Here is a 15,970-nt window from a genome sequence, read left to right as displayed (position 1 = left end):
TAGGCAGTGGATCATCAGGTAACTGTTACAGGATATCTGATGGCCATACTGACCTTTTGCTTGAAGCAGGCATATCATTCAAAGAAATGCAAAAGGCAGTGAAGTTTCAAACTTCTAAAATCAAAGGTTGTTTAATCACTCATGAACATAACGATCATGCAGCATATACAGAACAGTATTTAAAACATGGAATAGAATGTTATGCGACAAAAGGAACGTTAGAAGGAATTAATTTAGAGCATCACAGATTGTATGAAGTTGAGTATAAGAAAACTTTTAAAATTGGTACGTGGTCGATAATGGCTTTCAGAGTAAATCATGATGCGAAAGAGCCCTGCGGTTATCTGCTAAAGAGTATACATGGATATAAGCTGCTATTCGTTACTGATACTTACTACTGTCAGTATAAGTTTCCAGGTATCACGCACATGATGCTTGAAGTTAATTATATCTATGAAGAGATGCAGAATAACGTTCAGAACGGTTCACTGCATCCCGGACTTGCTAGACGAATTATGAAATCGCATTTCAGTTTAGAACATGCTGTAGGATTCTTAAGAGCGACAGATACTACTCAATTAAAAGAAGTACATCTGATTCACCTATCGAACTCAAATTCTAATGCAGCAGTTATTAAAGAAAAAATACAGGAAGTAGCAGGTGTACCTGTCTACGTAGGAGGCAACTATAAATGAATGATTGTAAATTCATAGGACGAATAACAAAGGATCCTGAATACAGAGTGACTTCATCAGGAACAGAGCTCATTAATTTCGAGTTAGCAGTACGACGTAGCTATAAAAATCAAAACGATGAATACGAATCAGATTTTATCAGATGCGTTGCATTTAAGAAGACTGCTGAATTTATTAATAACTACGCTAAAAAAGGATATGTCATGTCTGTTAGTGGTGAGATGAGAAATAACAATTATGAGGACCAAAATGGGGTTAAGCATTATGGTATGCAGCTAATCGTAAATAATATTGATTCGACAGTACTTTTCTTGAATAAGAAAAAGGATGAAGCACAAAGTACACAAACAAACACAAATAATTATGGTAGCTATGGAACATCTTCAACAACTACAGGACAGAACGCTAATCCATTTAATAATAGTGGGCCAATCGATATCAGTGATGATGATCTGCCGTTCTAATTCATTCAGCTAAGAAAGAGGTGAGTAAATGGCTGGGTGGATAAGTTTGCATCGCTCAATTGAAAAGCATTGGTTATACGAAGAAGAGAGAAAGTTTTCGAGATTTGAAGCATGGGTTGATTTATTGTTAATGGTAAATCATTCAGACAACAAAACAATGATTGATGGAAAGCTAGTCACAGTTAAACGTGGTCAGAGAATAACCTCTCTTAGAAAACTAGGCGACAGGTGGAACTGGTCATTAACAAAAGTAGATGCATTTTTAAAGTTGTTAGAAGAAGACAAAATGATTGTCTTAAAAAAAGACACTAAAAAAACGCTTGTAACCATTGTCAATTATGACATCTATCAAAATAATGATTTAGAAAAAAGACACAGAAAAGACAGTGAAAAGACAGTCAAAGAACACAGAAAAGACAGTGAAAAGACACAGAAAAAAACAAACAATAATGTTAATAAAGAAAATAATGATAATAAAGTAATAAGTAGTAGTAACAACGACAACTTCAAAACAGTTGTGAATGCATATCAAGATAATATCGAACAAAATCCTGCTCCAGTGACATTCCAAAAAATACAACAAGATTTTACCGATTACGGTAAAGACATCATGATGTACGCGATTGAAAAGTCAGCATTAAGAAATAATCACAACTATTCATTCATTAATTTCTTATTAAATGACTGGAAGAAGAAGCAGCTAACAACTGTTGATGAAATTAAACAGAGTGAACATAACTTCGAGTTTAAAAAACAATCGAATTATTCTAAGCAGAATCAACAAAAAGAAATGACACCGTCCTGGATCAATCAGGAGAATACTCAAAAACAAGACATCGATGAAGAAGAGCTTGAAAGGGAACGTCAGAAGTTACTCGAAGAATTGAATAGCAATTGGGAGAATTCTTAAATGATTAAATTCTTAGAATATCGAAAGTGGATTCAATTATTTAATAAATACAGATTCAGTAATTGGGAGACGAGTGACAATAACAGCATCATGTTCACAATAGAAGATGATGCTTATGTCGTACTCGATGTTAATCATGGTGAAGTATACGTTGAGCAGTTTGAGACAGTCTACGATCTGGAGAAGTTCTATGAAACGAAGGTAAATTATCTGCCTGGATTGCAAGCGACGTTATTTGATTATTAGGAGGAGAAAGAATGATACCGAAGTTTAGAATTTTTGATAAAAAGAAAAAGCGTTTTTTAGGAGATTTCACAATGGAAATTGATAAATTTGGTATTCATGTACTAGATGAATTTAACTATGTGGTTGATGAAGACGATAGAGTACTCATGCAATCAACAGGCTTACATGACGTGAATGGTAAGGAGATTTTTGAGGGGGATATTGTGAAGTATTGGGAAAATATTGGATACATTGAATTTTATCAAGGAAGTTGGGTCATAAATTGGAACGATGGTAGCTTGTTTGATTTATATGACAATGACAACAATTTAGAAGTACTAGGCAACATTCACGAGCATCCAGAGTTGTTGATCCAACCTAAGTAATAACCTAGAGTAATCTAAGTTTAAAATCACAAGGAGGGAATGAGAGATGAGTAAAGACAAAAAAGAATATTACGTACTTTCTATACCTTATGATTCTGCTTATGGAATTTATAACACGTTCCAGCAAGCATTAGAAGAAGGGAACAGACCTGAAAATGAATGGCTTAAATTAATACTTTATAAAACTAAAATGAACAGAGCATTGAAAAGTGAGGACTTAATAGGACGATTCAGAGATGGAAAGTATATAAGTTCAGAAGAATAAATCACAAGGAGGAAATAAAATGGATAACATTTATATTCACGAAAAAATAGCAAAGGTAAAAATACCTTACGAAAACGGTATAAAAGAAGTTTACGGGCATATTATTGAATACAACGAAAGAACGTTTATACAGCATGGCAACGGAGATGATACAACACCATTCAGCGTTATAACTTACACTTATAGCGATTTTGAAACAGGAAGAAAAATAAGAAGTATTGATTTTATGGCTTTAGAATTATCTGATTTACATTCAAAAGCTAAAGCAACTAAACATATTGTAGAAGTTTTTATAGATTACGTTAAGCCTATAATTGACAAACATTCAGATAAATTTGATGAAGTTAAAAAGTCTTATGAAAAGTTGAACGATAAAATAATATATGAAAATGGCGAATTACAGCAATTGTTAGATCAATGTGAAAAATAAAGGAGGGAATTAATATGAAAGGTTTAGAGGTAATCGCAATCACAGAAAATGGTATGAAGAAAGTAGTAATTCCAAAAGATTTAATTTTAAAAATTAACACAGAAATTAATAAACACCCTAAAGGGTTACCAATGACAATGGAAAGCGGGTTGATTGAAAATGTATTAGCTTTCTTCATACCAACGGAAGAAATATTAAATCGTGGTTTACTGATACCACCTACAGAAAAGGAGAATGACGAATGATAAAACGTAAAACAGCTCATGTCAATATTCCACCATTTTTAATTGACGGTTCTAACCGTTTAGAGAATTTCGTTTTGAATAACATAAACATATATAAAAAACTAGGTTATCGAGATATATGGTTTAACGTAATGATTATTTATAACCAGGATTTAGAGGAAGTACTGCGAATCAATGGTTGAAAGATATAAAAAGGACGATTTATCAATAAACGAAAGAAGTTACTTGTGGGCAAAAATAACGTTGCCGATTTCATTATTAGCTGTGATGTGGATATATAATCATACAGAATTTAACGGAGATTTATATGAGTTTTCAGAAACAGAACACTTTGAACCAATGAGAGAAGTATTGAGCTAATCGAAAGGAGAGAGGGATAAGTAATGATTAAAATATCTAAAGAACAAATAGTAGGGTTACTTCAAATACAACGTAATTTTGATGACCGAATTGAAACAAAAAACATTAACGACTCAATGGCTGCGTTCTTTATCGAATTTGTTGAATGGATCAACACAGTAGAATTCTTTAAGAACTGGAAACAGAACAAAGGTAAGGCAAGAGAACTACAGTTAGAAGAACTCGCTGATATGTTAGCGTTCGGCTTATCTTTAATGAATCAGGTTGGAGATAAAACGGGATATACAGAAAAACAATTATCAACACTTTTCGTAGGGCTTGCTAAAGAACAGTCAGATGCAACTTTTGAATTAAATTCAGCAAATTTTGTAATGATATTAAGTAAATTGACCAATGAAGTAATAAACGGAATCGATATTAGTGTGATTGTCAGCCTAGCGTATGCTCCATTTATGTTCGCGAACACTTACTATACTGTCGATGAACTAGTTGAAGCGTACAAGAAAAAGATGAAGGTTAATCATCAACGTCAGGAGAGTGGATACTGATGAAGATTACAATCAAATCAAGTAAGTACATGGATCAATTCAGCAGGGTAGTTAAGAAATCACTTGAAATGATTAAAGCGAAAGTTAAATGCGATGAGTGAGAAAAGGTCAAAGTATAATGCCAAGAAGTCCACCTTCGACGGTATCACATTCGATTCAGTTGTTGAGTGCGATTATTATAAATTTCTTCTTGAACAGAAGAAGAAAGAGAAAGTGATCGATATTAAATTGCAGCCGAAATACGAGATTATCGAGAAGGTGGCCAACTTCCGAGCTACGTACTACGTTGCAGATTTTGAAGTCAAGTTAACAGGTGGCCACATAACAGTGATTGATATTAAAGGTATGGCTACAGACACTGCAAAGATTAAACGTAAGCTATTCATGGTTAAATATCCGAACGTGGAGCTGCTTTGGATATGTAAGGCTCCAAAATATCACGCTGATGATACAGGAGAAGAATGGATAGAGTATGACCAACTCAATAAGTTGAGAAGTAAAAGAAAAAAGTTAAAACAGATGGAGGATAAGGAAAAATGAAAAATATCGATTTAAATTTAAATACGATTTTAGATGGAGCAGTACAAGAACAGTTCGACTTGGCGATGGAAGATGTACTTAAGAATATTCATGATCCAAATACAGAGCCAGGCAAATCAAGGAAGGTTACAGTTACATTTAAAATTTCATCAAATCCTGCACGCGAGACGTTAAACGTTGAAGTAGATACAAAGACTTCGCTTGTAGGAAAACAGCCTGTAATGGCTACTCTTTTAACAGGAGAAGATGCAACTGGAGTACATGCTCGAGAGTTGAAGTCAGGAGCGAAAGACCAAACATATTTTGATGATAACGGAACAGTTAGAAATGATGATGGCAAACCTGTAGAGAAAGAAAGTAACGTTACACCAATAAAAAATAAGAAAGCATTATTTAAATAAAAAGGAGACTGATAAATATGTTAAAAGAAGCTATGGAATGGATTAGAGCGAATACCGCAAGCGTTGAGATGCTAAAAATTAATGGTCAAGAATACTCGAACAGAGAGTTGTATAAATTACAACAGCCAGTTCGTAGAGAGTTAAATGTCACAACATTGACTGGATTAGTTGATTATATTAAGTCTGCATTTGATGGTAATGAAAAATATATCATAACAGTATTAAGCGAAAGCCATGTAATCATTGAGTCAAAGCTCAATTTAAATAAAAGACGTGAGTGCATTATCACATCGAACGCTCAAATTCCAAACGTAACATTAAATGAGTTTATCGACCTGGAAAAGTTCAATATTCAATTACAGTCAGTATTTGTTCCAAATGAAGAAAGAGCAACAGTATTGAGTCTGATCGGAAACATCAAGACTGAAAATGTATCAAATACAGGGGACGACGGTATCAGTCAGATGGTAGAAGTGAAACGTGGTGTTACTACTGTTAAGAAAGAAGAAGTACCGAATCCAGTTTATTTAAAGCCTTTCAGAACGTTCACTGAAATCTCTCAACCTGAATCAGCATTTGTACTACGTATAAAAGAAAGCCCGTCATATGGATTACAAGCAGCACTTTTTGAAGCTGATGGCGGAGCTTGGAAGAATGAAGCAATTTTAAATATTAAGGAATACCTGGAAGAAGAACTCAAAGTTCATAAAGAAAGAATCACGATTTTAGCATAATCAATGGGGCGGTTACCCGTCCCTCAATAATAAAAAAGGAGCGAATGGCATGAGAACGACATTAAAAGGATTAACTGTAGAAGAAGTAGATAAGGTTATTTTCAATACTAAAAATATGAAGGAAGCAGCAAATGAAATTGGCGTTGCTTATCAGTCATTACTTCAATTTAGAAGTGAGAACATGAAGGAGTTCAAAAAACTGAAAGCTCAGCGAGAGCAAGGACTTATCTTTGATGAAGCACCTGTAATTAAGACGAAACCTGTAAAAGGTGCAAGTCAAATACCAATTGTTGAAACGATTGAGAAGTCTGAATATGACAAGTTACTTGATCAAGTTAAAGAGTTAGAAGATAAATACAGAATATTATTTGAGAACAAAGAATCAGATAAAAAAACGTATGAAGAGAAACTTGTCGAAAAAAATTTAGAAATCAAGCAGCTTGAAAAAGATAAAAAGAAAGCGATTCGTGATAGAGAGATGTTCGAGAAAGATGCGACAGCTAAACTCAAAAAATTAGAAAAGGTTGTTGAAGATAGAGTTGATAATAAAGTTAAAAACCTTAATTCTCAACTTGAAAATCATAAAAATACAATCGATAAAATCAGTGAAGTAAATAGGAACTTGCAAGAGACTGTTAAGCAGGCGAATGCGACGATTAAAGAGTATCAAGACAAAGAGACTGAGATGGTACTGAATTATGAAGAGCAGCTGAAAGAAAAAAATGCATTCATCGAGAAGTTAGAGAATGAATTAAATACGTCTCAGCAATCAGAAAAAGTAATCGACGTTATTAATAAAGCAGGACATTATAATTATGGTGAAATTGAAGTGATTGATTTCATCGAGCAAGTTATCGAGCATTATCCATCTGTAGTTGCAAACAGTATCGCTAATGTTATTAAATACGTTGCCAGAGCGCCGCATAAAAACAATATTCAGGATCTGGAGAAAGCAGAGTACTACATCAAGCGAGCGATTGATAAGACGAATGAAAAAAACTCATAAAAAAGAGCCTTACTCGGCTCGTGATTTATATATTCGACAACTATATTATATCACGCTAGGAGGCTCATATGAGAGATTTATTGATAGAGTATATAAAGTCATCTAAAGAACTAAAAGAGCGCATAGAATCATTTAAATTAGAGCATGAAGACGTACTTGATGCATATAAGGAAAGCAAAGGGAAGAATAAAGGCAAAAATCAGACTGTAGCATGTCCTATCATGAATGAATTGAATATATTGAACAGCATGTATAACGAACAATTATTCATTATTGAGTGGCTACGTTCAGGGCATAATCCAAACGAGCATAGAGCCATCGACAAACGAACAGTATATTTAGTTGATCATAAAGTCCTGGAATCAGTAATCGATGATAATCACTACAAGAAAGTATCATTCGATGAGTATGATGATTATATTAAAGATGCGAATAATAGTATAAGTCATGCTTTAGGGAGATTGAGTAAGAGAGAGCTTGAAGTATTCTTGATGATAGACTGCGAGAAGATGAGTTTTCAAGATGTAGCAGAAATATTGGACCTGGCAAAAGGATCAATACAGAAATTTTACGAGAGAGCTAAAGATAAAATAGCAAAAGAAGTCGATTATAACTTGTTTCTTCTGTAAAGTAAAAATACTTGTCAGTGTCTTACGAAATATACATTTATGTAAAGTAAAAATGCTTTACACCTCCTAAAGTGATTAATTGTTTACAATCCACCTAGTAATTTCTAGGTGGTTTTTGTATATTTGTATTAGAGGGGGGTGGATTAAATGGACACAAAAATGATAATAAAACTAAATGGAAATATCGAAATTGAAACAATGTGTAATAATGCCCAAGGTGTTGTGTTAGATTCAATTATAAAAAACAAAGAAAATTCAAAAAAATTCAGTGTAGAAGTAGGAAACACCATGAAGGATTTCAATTGTGCAGAAATCGAATCAGTAACTTTTAAATTTTAATAATCAAGCACTCACTCTCTCCGGTGGGTGTTTTTTAATACAAAAAATTATCAAGCAATTAGCGTGAAAGTTGGTGGTAAGTGAAGTGAAACTTACAGGGAAACAAGAACTATTTGTCAATGGATTGATAGAAGGCAAATCACAAGTTCAAGCTTATATTGATGCTGGATATAGTGTGAATGCAAAAACTGAATCATCTATTTATGAAATGGCGAGTAAGCTATTAAAGAATAACAAGATTATGACAAGATACAACGAATTAAAGTCAGAACTCAAAGATAAAGCGTTATGGACAAGAGAGGAATCAATTAATGACCTCAAATGGATTAAGGAACAATCACGTAAGACAATCGAGGAATATGGCGAAGTTAAACATGCTCCTGCTACTGCTTATTTAGGTGCTATAACCGAACTGAATAAATTAGGTGTCCTTTATGATTTAGAAGTTGAGAAACTGAAGCTCAATATCGAGAAACAGAAAAAAGAACTTGCTAACGATCAATCACAAGAAGATAAGATTAAGCAATTGCAAGATGCGATTACAGAAGTGATTAATCATGAGTAAATTGTCAAGACTTTATACAGATAAGCAGATACAGATACTCAAGGACACGCAAAAACGTGATTGGTTCATGTTAATAAATCATGGTGCAAAACGTACAGGTAAAACGATACTGAATAATGATTTATTCTTACGTGAGTTGATACGTGTCAGAGAGATAGCAGATAAAGAAGGATTAGAAACACCTCAGTACATTCTTGCAGGTGCAACGCTAGGAACGATACAGAAGAACGTACTAATAGAACTTACGAATAAATATGGATTAGAATTCAAGTTTGATAAATACAATTCATTCATGTTATTCGGTGTGCAGGTCGTACAGACAGGTCATTCTAAAGTGAGTGGTATTGGTGCAATACGTGGTATGACTGCTTATGGTGCTTATATAAACGAAGCATCACTTGCACATGAAGAAGTATTCGATGAGATTAAATCACGTTGCAGTGGTTATGGTGCACGTATATTAGTTGATACGAACCCTGACCACCCGGAACATTGGCTACTCAAAGATTATATTGAGAATACAGATGCTAAAGCAGGCATAATCAGCTATCAATTTAAGCTTGATGACAACACTTTTTTGAACGAACGATATAAACAGTCAATCAAAGCGAGTACGCCATCAGGCATGTTCTATGAGCGAAATATCAATGGTATGTGGGTAAGTGGTGACGGTGTTGTGTATTCTGACTTTGATTTGGATCAGAACACAATTACTGCCGATGAACTAAACGAGATACCGATGAAGGAATACTTTGCAGGTGTCGATTGGGGATATGAACATTATGGCTCGATTGTAGTTATTGCAAGAGATTTACACGATAACTTTTATTTGATTGAAGAACACGCTTATCAACACAAGTTTATAGAAGAGTGGATAAAAATAGCGAAAGATATTATCGATAGATACGGTAATATCTATTTTTATTGCGATACAGCGAGACCTGAACACACAAAAGATTTCAAACGTAACAATATATTAGCCAAGAACGCTGATAAAAGTGTCTTGTCTGGTATTGAGAAAGTAGCGAAATTATTTAAGACGAACAAGTTATTTGTAGTTTATGAAAATATGGAAAGATTTAAAGAAGAGATTTTTAAGTATGTCTGGCATAAAACGAGTGGAGAGCCGATAAAAGAAAATGACGACGTACTCGATTCGGTTAGATATGCGATTTACACGCATACCAAGAAATCAGGCACAGGCTTTGGAAGGAGTGATTAGGTGTATCCATACGAACCGACGGAAATGGAAAAGATGCTTGACTTCATCAAGCGAGAAGATGAAACGGAAAGAGAAATGCTTCAACGTAAAGTAAGAGAACACGAGATGTACTTGCATAAGTATTCGATTGGTCAAGAATACTACGAGAACAGGTCGGACATATTACGTTTAGAGCGTTCAGTTGGTGCTGATGGTGTGGTTGATGAAAAGAAACCTCATAATCAATTGAGTGTGAACTATCAGAAGTTACTTGTAGATCAAAAAGTATCGTATGTTGCAAGTAACCCGATATCAATCAAACATGAAGATAAGGAAATCGTTGATTTAATACATGATACGTTAACGGATAGATTTGACGATAGATTAATCGACATTCTAACTGCTGCATCGAATAAAGGTGTGGAATACCTGCATGTGTACATTGATGAAGATGGCGAAATTAATACAATGCGTATACCTGCTGAGCAGTTTATCCCTATTTACAAAAATAGTGAGCGTGAAGAAATGTTAGAGGGTATCTGGGTACGCATGCTTGATGGCGTAAAACGTGTATCACATTACACGAAGAATGACGTAACACATTATATGTATCATGGTGGTCAACTTGTATATGATTATTACTTTGGAGAGACTAACCCGAGTAGTCATTTTGATGGTGGTAGCTGGGGGAAGGTACCATTCGTAGCATTTAAGAATAACTCTCTTGAATCACCCGACATCGAAGATTACAAGACGTTAGTTGATGCATTTGAAAGGCGTTTATCAGGATTAGCGAATACGTTCGACGAATCAACTGAAACGATATTCGTACTAAAGAACTATGAAGCACAAGACCTATCAGACTTCAAGCGACTGCTTAGACATTACGGTGCTTTAAAAGTCGATGAAGATGGTGGTGTAGATACGATTAAGATTGATATTCCAGTACAAGCGACTAAAGACTACCTACAGGACCTGCACGAGAAAATCATTCTTACAGCACAGGGTATCGACTTCAACAGTGATAAATTCGGCAACAGTCCATCAGGTATCGCATTGCAATTCTTATTCAGCAACTTAGACTTAAAAGCGAAAAAGTTATCACGTAAGGCGCATATAGCAATACAAGAAATCATTTGGTTCATCTTTGAATATCATAATATTAAAGCAGGTTATAAAGAAGTGGAGATTACATTCAACTTTAATACAATGGTCAATGAATTAGAGAAGGCTCAAATCGTGAATATTTCGCAGAACATCATCTCGCAAGAAACGTTAGTCGAGAATCATCCATTCGTTAAAGATTTAGCTGGAGAACTCGAACGGATAGAGACGCATGGAGTTGAGATAAATGCAAGAGAAGATACTCGAATTACTTAATGAAATGATTGAAAGTGTGTCGGATGAAACTGCACGTATTCTAATTAGAAAGTTAAAAGAGATACTTAGCATACTCGAAGAACTATTCGAGAAATATCAATCAGACGACCCTCACATTACATGGACAGAGTTTAATAAATATAATCGACTACAAAAGACACTCTACACGATAGATGAATTGCTCGATGGTGCATATAGTGATGTCATTGATCTAATACGTGAATCAGAAATGAACACAGAGATAGAAAGTTATTACAGGCACATGCACATGTTTGATATGTCTAGTGATATCAACTTCTTAAGTGATGGTTTACTGTATAGCAACGCTAAAGTAACGATGGAACAGCCTATTGAGAAGATAAAACTTGATAAGACTTTTGAAAATCACAGAGAAGCAACAATCAAGCGTATACGTGGTCATTTAACAACAGGTGTACTTGATGGCAAGAGTTATGACAGTATCGCTAAAGATATTGAAAATGACATTGGTATGAGTGCCAGGCAAACGAAACGTGTCGCACGTACAGAAGTAGGCAGAGCACAAAGTGAATCGCAACTTGTAGCAGAAGAACAAGCTAAAGAATTAGGTGCTAACATCGAGGGGTATTGGGACGCAACACTTGATACTCGAACACGCTCATCTCATCAAATGATGGACGGTAAGAAAGTAGATGGCGATGGTAATTTTAATGTTGGGCTTTCAACAGGTCCTGCACCACGTTTACTTATTGGAGAGGATAGTGCATCGCAGAACATCAACTGTAGATGTAAGAAGTTGTATACGGTCAATGGCTTAAAGCCTACAGTACGAAAAGCACGTGATAAGAATGGTAAATCAATCAACGTACCTTATCAGACGTATGAAGAATGGTTGAGTAATGTAGAAGGAACTAAAGGCTCTGTACAGAACGATAAAGAGAAATTCAAAGAAATGCTAGAGAATGGCTATCATAAAAAATCTGATGGCAGTTGGGGGTATTGATTTGGCAAAGATATTAAAATTCGTATCAGAAAGTAAGACGAGTAAACAAGAACTTATCGAACATATCGAAAATTTACTCGAATGGGCTAAGAATGATGAGTTTGATAACGTTATGATTGCAACAAAATTGAAATCAGGCGAAGTCATGACAGGCTACTGTAACTTAGATATGGTTGATAAACAGTTTTTAAACTCACATATCCAAGTTGATATTAATTACGAGGCAGTAAGAGCAAATGTAGAAGACTTAATTGAATGGGTGGAGGAGTAAATATGAGCGAAAATCAAGCAACACAAAAAATATTAAAAGCGTTTAAGGAAGACGAAAGTATTATAAGTGTAGAACGTAAAAACAACAGTGTTGTTGTCACTTACCAATTGAAAGAAGAATTACAACAACCAAAAGACGATACACCAACGTATACTGTTAAACTTGATGGCTCAGAAGTGTACGAAGCAGTGAAAAAGGCAGCAGATGAGGTTAAGAGAGATTTAGAGAAGAAAGAAAGAAAGTTAATCAGAAAAATACAGTATGATGCATTAGAAAAATGGCTAGACGAGCGTAGAGGCATTATTGCTTATGATAAGAACAATCCCAAAAAAGGAATTCTTATCAATGATAATGGCATCTTCTTTTGTAAAGAAAGCGGAGACAGAGAGCGTATCTGTTAATTTACAGTCCTAGACACGACTATAAAAGGTCTATTTATTATGACAATAAACAAAAGAAAGGCGGTCATCCTTATCTCATTGTGGTGGTATTCCACACGTCCTAAGTATGACGTTAAAAGGCTTATTTTTAATACAAAAATCTTCGTGGCGTTGCACGTTAAAAACGTAAAGAGGAGCGAATACAAATGGAATTAAAAACTTTATTAGAACAATTTAAGAATGGCGAATTTGAAATGGACAAAGTAATAGATGCTGTAGACGAATCGAAAACAGGGATGGTACCACGTTCGCGTTTAAATGACAAGAACGCTGAAATCGATGAGTTAAAAGCTGAAATTGCTAAACGCGATGATCAGATTGTTCAATTGCAGAAATCTGTTACAGACGAGAGCGAGATTCAAACAGAACTCGACAAAGTAAAAAGTGAAAATGAACAGTGGCAAGAAAAATTCCGACAATCACAACTGAATAACGCAATCAAGTTAGCAGTCGCTAAAGAGGCGAATGATGCTAACGACGTTCTAACCCTTTTAAATAAAGACCAGTTAGAACTGAGTGAAGATGGCACAGTCAAAGGTTTAGAGGACGCTATCAACACTTTAAAAGAATCTAAACCATATTTATTTACACCAGTTAAGCCTAAAGGCTACACACCTCCAGAAGGTGGAAACCCAACGTTATCAAAACAAGATTTTGACGCTATGAGTTACGCAGATAAAGAAAAGTTATATCAAGAAAATCCGGAAGTATTTAAACAACTATCAAAATAAAAAAGTGAGGTAATTAATTATGGCAACAACAAAACAAACAAATTTAGTAATCCCTGAGGTAATGGCAACAATCATCCAAGCAGAATTAGACAAGAAAATTCGTTTCGCACCTATCGCAGATGTAGACACTACATTAGTAGGTCAACCGGGCAATAAAGTTTCAGTGCCAGCATACAAATATATTGGTGATGCTACTGTAATTCCTGAAGGTCAACCAATTCCATTAGACCTTTTAGAAGCTGTAAAAAAAGAAATGGAAATCAAAAAAGTTGGTAAAGGTGTAGAGTTGACTGACGAAGCAATTCTTGCAGCTATCGGAGACCCTAAAGGAGAAGCAGCACGTCAAATTGCTTTAGCTATCGCAAACGCAATCGACAACTTCTTATTAGAGGCAGCAAAAACTACTACTGTTGCGCATGTTGGAGACGTGAAGTTAATTGACACAATCGACAATGCTATCGCTAAGTTTGGAGACGAAGAATTAGAACCGATGGTATTATTCGTTAATCCATCTGATGCAGGTGCATTACGTAAAGCAGCAGCAGATAACTGGACACGTCCATCAGATTTAGGAGATACAATCGTAACAACTGGAGTGTTCGGAGAATTATTAGGTGCTGAAGTAGTACGTACTAAGAAATTAGCAGTAGGTGAAGCGTTATTAGTTAAAAAAGGTGCGCTTAAATTATTCTTAAAGCGTGACACATTAGTAGAAACTGATCGTGACATCATCCGTAAAACGACAGTAATCACTGGTGACAAACACTTTGGTGCTTACTTATACAATGACGCTAAAGCAGTTAAGATTACATCAGCATAGGAGTGATTTAAATGGGTATCGGAACACTAAGACGTTCGCAACATGATAATGTAACAACTCAAGAAAAATTAGAGCCTAAACAAGATTTATCAAAGTTAAATAAAGATGAACTTGTAAAATTAGCTAAAGAAAAAGAACTCGAATTTGATTCGAAAGCAACTAAAGCAGAATTAATCGAGTTATTGAAGTAGTAAAGGAGTGATTATATGGCTGATTTTTTAGTCAAAAAACCGGTCAACTTGAATAAGGAAGGTGTGAAATTAACTGTAGGCGATATCGTGGAGCTTACAGTTAAACGTGCTGAAGAAATTCAAGAAGAAATACTCAAACAAAAAGGATACGAAAAGTATACTGATGTATTCGAACGTATCGATAAGAAGTAGGTGGTTACATGTTACCTGAAGATGTAAGACGCATAAACGAATGGCAACCAACACAGTACGACGATGCTAAGTTGTTGCATTTGGTTGATATCTATCATGGACTAGCAGAAGAACATTGTAACGCTGAATTTGTCGCACCCTTTCCGGAGGGTGTGCAAATTTTTATCGCAAAAAGTATTAAGTACGCTGATTTAGACTTTCTCTCAAGCAAGAGTATGGGTACTGTGAGTTATTCGATAAATAGCAATCTACCATCAACACTTTACAGGACTTTGAAAAAGCATAGAAAGATGGTGTGGTAGATATGTTTAATATGTTCTATACGCACAATATCACAGTCACGCGATCATCAACGACAATCGACAAGTCAGTCTATCCACCTAAAGAAACAACTGTCTCAACTACACGTGATTTAACAGGTTTCATGGACACACCTTCAACAAGCGAGGAATTGAAATATAAAAATATGGGGAAAGATTTACCACGACAGTTATACCTCCCTTATGGTTCTGACATCAAATCAACAGATACAGTAACATTTGAAAATGTTAAGTATCGTATTATTGGCGATTTAGAGGACCAGGGGGGACAACACGAAGTGATAAAGATTCCATTAAGTCGCATATGAATAATATCGTTAAAGGCCTGAAACAGTTTCAGAAGCGTGTTGAGGCAGATGTAAAAAAAGGTATAGCAGAAACGACGATGACACAGTTTAATGAATCATCTACACGTGCGCCAGTCGATACATCAGCACTTAAGAATAGTATCGGCTATGACTTTGAAAATGGTGGGTACACAGGCATTGTTTCAGTCGGTGCAGAACATGCAAAGTTTATCGAATGGGGAACAGGTATCTATGCAGAAGGGTCAGGTGGCTCACGTGCTAAAACGATACCATGGTCCTACCAAAAAGACGGTAAATGGTATACGACTTACGGTATGCCTGCACAGCCTTTTTGGTATCCTAGCTTACACATTAGTAGAGACTACTTTAACAGTTACTTTAATAGGAAGTGA

The 15,970-nt window shown here is 35.2% G+C and carries 30 protein-coding genes; all 30 read left to right on the top strand.

The features are described 5' to 3' along the window. Nucleotides 1–56 precede the first annotated feature (56 nt). The 30 genes from CD152_RS08315 to CD152_RS08175 all read left to right on the top strand — a co-directional run bounded on the left by CD152_RS08315 (nt 57) and on the right by CD152_RS08175 (nt 15,970). Nucleotides 57–695, top strand: coding sequence for an MBL fold metallo-hydrolase (locus CD152_RS08315; protein ID WP_101140359.1), 639 nt, complete (start codon nt 57–59; stop codon nt 693–695). Then, nucleotides 692–1,159, top strand: a complete 468-nt coding sequence (locus CD152_RS08310; protein ID WP_103214636.1) for a single-stranded DNA-binding protein — start codon at nt 692–694, stop codon at nt 1,157–1,159. Before CD152_RS08315 ends, CD152_RS08310 begins: the two co-directional genes overlap by 4 nt. A 28-nt stretch (nt 1,160–1,187) precedes the next feature. Next, nucleotides 1,188–2,069, top strand: a complete 882-nt coding sequence (locus CD152_RS08305; protein ID WP_103214635.1) for a DnaD domain-containing protein — start codon at nt 1,188–1,190, stop codon at nt 2,067–2,069. Further along, on the top strand, nt 2,070–2,315 hold the full coding sequence (locus tag CD152_RS08300) for a hypothetical protein (protein WP_101171226.1): 246 nt from the start codon (nt 2,070–2,072) through the stop codon (nt 2,313–2,315). Between the two features lie 11 nt (nt 2,316–2,326). Further along, nucleotides 2,327–2,680 carry a YopX family protein gene (locus tag CD152_RS08295; RefSeq protein WP_101041896.1) on the top strand — a complete coding sequence of 118 codons (354 nt, stop codon included), beginning with the start codon at nt 2,327–2,329 and terminating at the stop codon, nt 2,678–2,680. Between the two features lie 46 nt (nt 2,681–2,726). Then, the gene (locus CD152_RS08290) at nt 2,727–2,945 is read left to right on the top strand and encodes a hypothetical protein (RefSeq protein WP_103214634.1); all 219 of its coding nucleotides are present in this window, start codon (nt 2,727–2,729) and stop codon (nt 2,943–2,945) included. Nucleotides 2,946–2,964: 19 nt separating this feature from the next. Next, complete coding sequence (locus CD152_RS08285; protein WP_103214633.1) at nt 2,965–3,375, top strand: hypothetical protein; 411 nt, start codon at nt 2,965–2,967, stop codon at nt 3,373–3,375. A 14-nt stretch (nt 3,376–3,389) separates the two neighbouring features. Beyond that, nucleotides 3,390–3,620: a hypothetical protein gene (locus tag CD152_RS08280; RefSeq protein ID WP_103214632.1), complete on the top strand. Its 231-nt coding sequence runs from the start codon at nt 3,390–3,392 to the stop codon at nt 3,618–3,620. Continuing rightward, nucleotides 3,617–3,802, top strand: a complete 186-nt coding sequence (locus tag CD152_RS08275; protein WP_103214631.1) for a hypothetical protein — start codon at nt 3,617–3,619, stop codon at nt 3,800–3,802. Before CD152_RS08280 ends, CD152_RS08275 begins: the two co-directional genes overlap by 4 nt. Beyond that, the gene (locus tag CD152_RS08270) at nt 3,795–3,980 is read left to right on the top strand and encodes a hypothetical protein (RefSeq protein ID WP_103214630.1); all 186 of its coding nucleotides are present in this window, start codon (nt 3,795–3,797) and stop codon (nt 3,978–3,980) included. The genes CD152_RS08275 and CD152_RS08270 overlap by 8 nt, the downstream gene beginning before the upstream one ends. A gap of 23 nt (nt 3,981–4,003) precedes the next feature. After that, nucleotides 4,004–4,528 carry a dUTP diphosphatase gene (locus CD152_RS08265; protein WP_103214629.1) on the top strand — a complete coding sequence of 175 codons (525 nt, stop codon included), beginning with the start codon at nt 4,004–4,006 and terminating at the stop codon, nt 4,526–4,528. A gap of 93 nt (nt 4,529–4,621) precedes the next feature. Beyond that, entirely contained in the window at nt 4,622–5,068 is a 447-nt protein-coding gene (locus tag CD152_RS08260) for a DUF1064 domain-containing protein (RefSeq protein WP_103214628.1), read from the top strand. Further along, a complete protein-coding gene (locus CD152_RS08255) occupies nt 5,065–5,469 on the top strand; it encodes a hypothetical protein (protein WP_101140350.1) in 405 nt (134 codons plus the stop codon). The genes CD152_RS08260 and CD152_RS08255 overlap by 4 nt, the downstream gene beginning before the upstream one ends. A 17-nt stretch (nt 5,470–5,486) precedes the next feature. Then, entirely contained in the window at nt 5,487–6,203 is a 717-nt protein-coding gene (locus tag CD152_RS08250) for a hypothetical protein (protein WP_101041889.1), read from the top strand. Nucleotides 6,204–6,252: 49 nt separating this feature from the next. After that, nucleotides 6,253–7,209: a DUF3310 domain-containing protein gene (locus tag CD152_RS12140; RefSeq protein WP_232237495.1), complete on the top strand. Its 957-nt coding sequence runs from the start codon at nt 6,253–6,255 to the stop codon at nt 7,207–7,209. A 68-nt stretch (nt 7,210–7,277) separates the two neighbouring features. Then, on the top strand, nt 7,278–7,838 hold the full coding sequence (locus CD152_RS08240) for a sigma factor-like helix-turn-helix DNA-binding protein (protein ID WP_103214627.1): 561 nt from the start codon (nt 7,278–7,280) through the stop codon (nt 7,836–7,838). Between the two features lie 147 nt (nt 7,839–7,985). Beyond that, the gene (locus CD152_RS08235) at nt 7,986–8,177 is read left to right on the top strand and encodes a hypothetical protein (protein ID WP_086038333.1); all 192 of its coding nucleotides are present in this window, start codon (nt 7,986–7,988) and stop codon (nt 8,175–8,177) included. A gap of 85 nt (nt 8,178–8,262) precedes the next feature. After that, entirely contained in the window at nt 8,263–8,742 is a 480-nt protein-coding gene (locus CD152_RS08230) for a terminase small subunit (protein ID WP_157820155.1), read from the top strand. Then, the gene (locus CD152_RS08225) at nt 8,735–9,964 is read left to right on the top strand and encodes a PBSX family phage terminase large subunit (RefSeq protein ID WP_103214626.1); all 1,230 of its coding nucleotides are present in this window, start codon (nt 8,735–8,737) and stop codon (nt 9,962–9,964) included. Before CD152_RS08230 ends, CD152_RS08225 begins: the two co-directional genes overlap by 8 nt. Continuing rightward, on the top strand, nt 9,965–11,323 hold the full coding sequence (locus tag CD152_RS08220; protein WP_103214625.1) for a phage portal protein: 1,359 nt from the start codon (nt 9,965–9,967) through the stop codon (nt 11,321–11,323). After that, on the top strand, nt 11,295–12,305 hold the full coding sequence (locus CD152_RS08215; protein WP_101143377.1) for a phage minor head protein: 1,011 nt from the start codon (nt 11,295–11,297) through the stop codon (nt 12,303–12,305). Before CD152_RS08220 ends, CD152_RS08215 begins: the two co-directional genes overlap by 29 nt. Nucleotide 12,306: 1 nt before the next feature. Further along, nucleotides 12,307–12,576: a hypothetical protein gene (locus CD152_RS08210; protein ID WP_101140343.1), complete on the top strand. Its 270-nt coding sequence runs from the start codon at nt 12,307–12,309 to the stop codon at nt 12,574–12,576. A gap of 2 nt (nt 12,577–12,578) precedes the next feature. After that, a complete protein-coding gene (locus tag CD152_RS08205) occupies nt 12,579–12,977 on the top strand; it encodes a hypothetical protein (protein ID WP_103214624.1) in 399 nt (132 codons plus the stop codon). 185 nt (nt 12,978–13,162) lie between these two features. Beyond that, nucleotides 13,163–13,747, top strand: a complete 585-nt coding sequence (locus CD152_RS08200) for a phage scaffolding protein (RefSeq protein WP_103214623.1) — start codon at nt 13,163–13,165, stop codon at nt 13,745–13,747. A gap of 19 nt (nt 13,748–13,766) precedes the next feature. Next, nucleotides 13,767–14,567: a phage major capsid protein gene (locus CD152_RS08195; protein ID WP_103214622.1), complete on the top strand. Its 801-nt coding sequence runs from the start codon at nt 13,767–13,769 to the stop codon at nt 14,565–14,567. Between the two features lie 11 nt (nt 14,568–14,578). Beyond that, nucleotides 14,579–14,758 carry a hypothetical protein gene (locus CD152_RS08190; protein ID WP_101033522.1) on the top strand — a complete coding sequence of 60 codons (180 nt, stop codon included), beginning with the start codon at nt 14,579–14,581 and terminating at the stop codon, nt 14,756–14,758. A 15-nt stretch (nt 14,759–14,773) separates the two neighbouring features. After that, the gene (locus CD152_RS11885; protein WP_157820994.1) at nt 14,774–14,950 is read left to right on the top strand and encodes a hypothetical protein; all 177 of its coding nucleotides are present in this window, start codon (nt 14,774–14,776) and stop codon (nt 14,948–14,950) included. An 8-nt stretch (nt 14,951–14,958) separates the two neighbouring features. Further along, nucleotides 14,959–15,252, top strand: a complete 294-nt coding sequence (locus CD152_RS08185) for a head-tail connector protein (protein ID WP_103214621.1) — start codon at nt 14,959–14,961, stop codon at nt 15,250–15,252. A gap of 2 nt (nt 15,253–15,254) precedes the next feature. Then, entirely contained in the window at nt 15,255–15,578 is a 324-nt protein-coding gene (locus tag CD152_RS08180; RefSeq protein ID WP_103214620.1) for a phage head closure protein, read from the top strand. Then, nucleotides 15,575–15,970 carry an HK97 gp10 family phage protein gene (locus CD152_RS08175; RefSeq protein ID WP_101153785.1) on the top strand — a complete coding sequence of 132 codons (396 nt, stop codon included), beginning with the start codon at nt 15,575–15,577 and terminating at the stop codon, nt 15,968–15,970. The genes CD152_RS08180 and CD152_RS08175 overlap by 4 nt, the downstream gene beginning before the upstream one ends.

The organism is Macrococcoides caseolyticum (assembly GCF_002902665.1).
Lineage (GTDB): Bacteria > Bacillota > Bacilli > Staphylococcales > Staphylococcaceae > Macrococcoides > Macrococcoides caseolyticum.
This window is presented reverse-complemented; position numbering and strand designations above follow the sequence as displayed.

What these genes read in the sequence shown, in the direction of transcription:
- CD152_RS08310 (WP_103214636.1), top strand. Translation starts at nt 692, where the DNA reads ATGAATGATTGTAAATTCATAGGACGAATAACAAAGGATCCTGAATAC.
- CD152_RS08255 (WP_101140350.1), top strand. Translation starts at nt 5,065, where the DNA reads ATGAAAAATATCGATTTAAATTTAAATACGATTTTAGATGGAGCAGTA.
- CD152_RS11885 (WP_157820994.1), top strand. Translation starts at nt 14,774, where the DNA reads ATGGCTGATTTTTTAGTCAAAAAACCGGTCAACTTGAATAAGGAAGGT.
- CD152_RS08275 (WP_103214631.1), top strand. Translation starts at nt 3,617, where the DNA reads ATGATAAAACGTAAAACAGCTCATGTCAATATTCCACCATTTTTAATT.
- CD152_RS12140 (WP_232237495.1), top strand. Translation starts at nt 6,253, where the DNA reads ATGAGAACGACATTAAAAGGATTAACTGTAGAAGAAGTAGATAAGGTT.
- CD152_RS08240 (WP_103214627.1), top strand. Translation starts at nt 7,278, where the DNA reads ATGAGAGATTTATTGATAGAGTATATAAAGTCATCTAAAGAACTAAAA.
- CD152_RS08260 (WP_103214628.1), top strand. Translation starts at nt 4,622, where the DNA reads ATGAGTGAGAAAAGGTCAAAGTATAATGCCAAGAAGTCCACCTTCGAC.
- CD152_RS08185 (WP_103214621.1), top strand. Translation starts at nt 14,959, where the DNA reads ATGTTACCTGAAGATGTAAGACGCATAAACGAATGGCAACCAACACAG.
- CD152_RS08195 (WP_103214622.1), top strand. Translation starts at nt 13,767, where the DNA reads ATGGCAACAACAAAACAAACAAATTTAGTAATCCCTGAGGTAATGGCA.
- CD152_RS08290 (WP_103214634.1), top strand. Translation starts at nt 2,727, where the DNA reads ATGAGTAAAGACAAAAAAGAATATTACGTACTTTCTATACCTTATGAT.
- CD152_RS08180 (WP_103214620.1), top strand. Translation starts at nt 15,255, where the DNA reads ATGTTTAATATGTTCTATACGCACAATATCACAGTCACGCGATCATCA.
- CD152_RS08250 (WP_101041889.1), top strand. Translation starts at nt 5,487, where the DNA reads ATGTTAAAAGAAGCTATGGAATGGATTAGAGCGAATACCGCAAGCGTT.
- CD152_RS08285 (WP_103214633.1), top strand. Translation starts at nt 2,965, where the DNA reads ATGGATAACATTTATATTCACGAAAAAATAGCAAAGGTAAAAATACCT.
- CD152_RS08235 (WP_086038333.1), top strand. Translation starts at nt 7,986, where the DNA reads ATGGACACAAAAATGATAATAAAACTAAATGGAAATATCGAAATTGAA.
- CD152_RS08225 (WP_103214626.1), top strand. Translation starts at nt 8,735, where the DNA reads ATGAGTAAATTGTCAAGACTTTATACAGATAAGCAGATACAGATACTC.
- CD152_RS08215 (WP_101143377.1), top strand. Translation starts at nt 11,295, where the DNA reads ATGCAAGAGAAGATACTCGAATTACTTAATGAAATGATTGAAAGTGTG.
- CD152_RS08305 (WP_103214635.1), top strand. Translation starts at nt 1,188, where the DNA reads ATGGCTGGGTGGATAAGTTTGCATCGCTCAATTGAAAAGCATTGGTTA.
- CD152_RS08270 (WP_103214630.1), top strand. Translation starts at nt 3,795, where the DNA reads ATGGTTGAAAGATATAAAAAGGACGATTTATCAATAAACGAAAGAAGT.
- CD152_RS08280 (WP_103214632.1), top strand. Translation starts at nt 3,390, where the DNA reads ATGAAAGGTTTAGAGGTAATCGCAATCACAGAAAATGGTATGAAGAAA.
- CD152_RS08205 (WP_103214624.1), top strand. Translation starts at nt 12,579, where the DNA reads ATGAGCGAAAATCAAGCAACACAAAAAATATTAAAAGCGTTTAAGGAA.
- CD152_RS08295 (WP_101041896.1), top strand. Translation starts at nt 2,327, where the DNA reads ATGATACCGAAGTTTAGAATTTTTGATAAAAAGAAAAAGCGTTTTTTA.
- CD152_RS08175 (WP_101153785.1), top strand. Translation starts at nt 15,575, where the DNA reads ATGAATAATATCGTTAAAGGCCTGAAACAGTTTCAGAAGCGTGTTGAG.
- CD152_RS08200 (WP_103214623.1), top strand. Translation starts at nt 13,163, where the DNA reads ATGGAATTAAAAACTTTATTAGAACAATTTAAGAATGGCGAATTTGAA.
- CD152_RS08300 (WP_101171226.1), top strand. Translation starts at nt 2,070, where the DNA reads ATGATTAAATTCTTAGAATATCGAAAGTGGATTCAATTATTTAATAAA.
- CD152_RS08190 (WP_101033522.1), top strand. Translation starts at nt 14,579, where the DNA reads ATGGGTATCGGAACACTAAGACGTTCGCAACATGATAATGTAACAACT.
- CD152_RS08265 (WP_103214629.1), top strand. Translation starts at nt 4,004, where the DNA reads ATGATTAAAATATCTAAAGAACAAATAGTAGGGTTACTTCAAATACAA.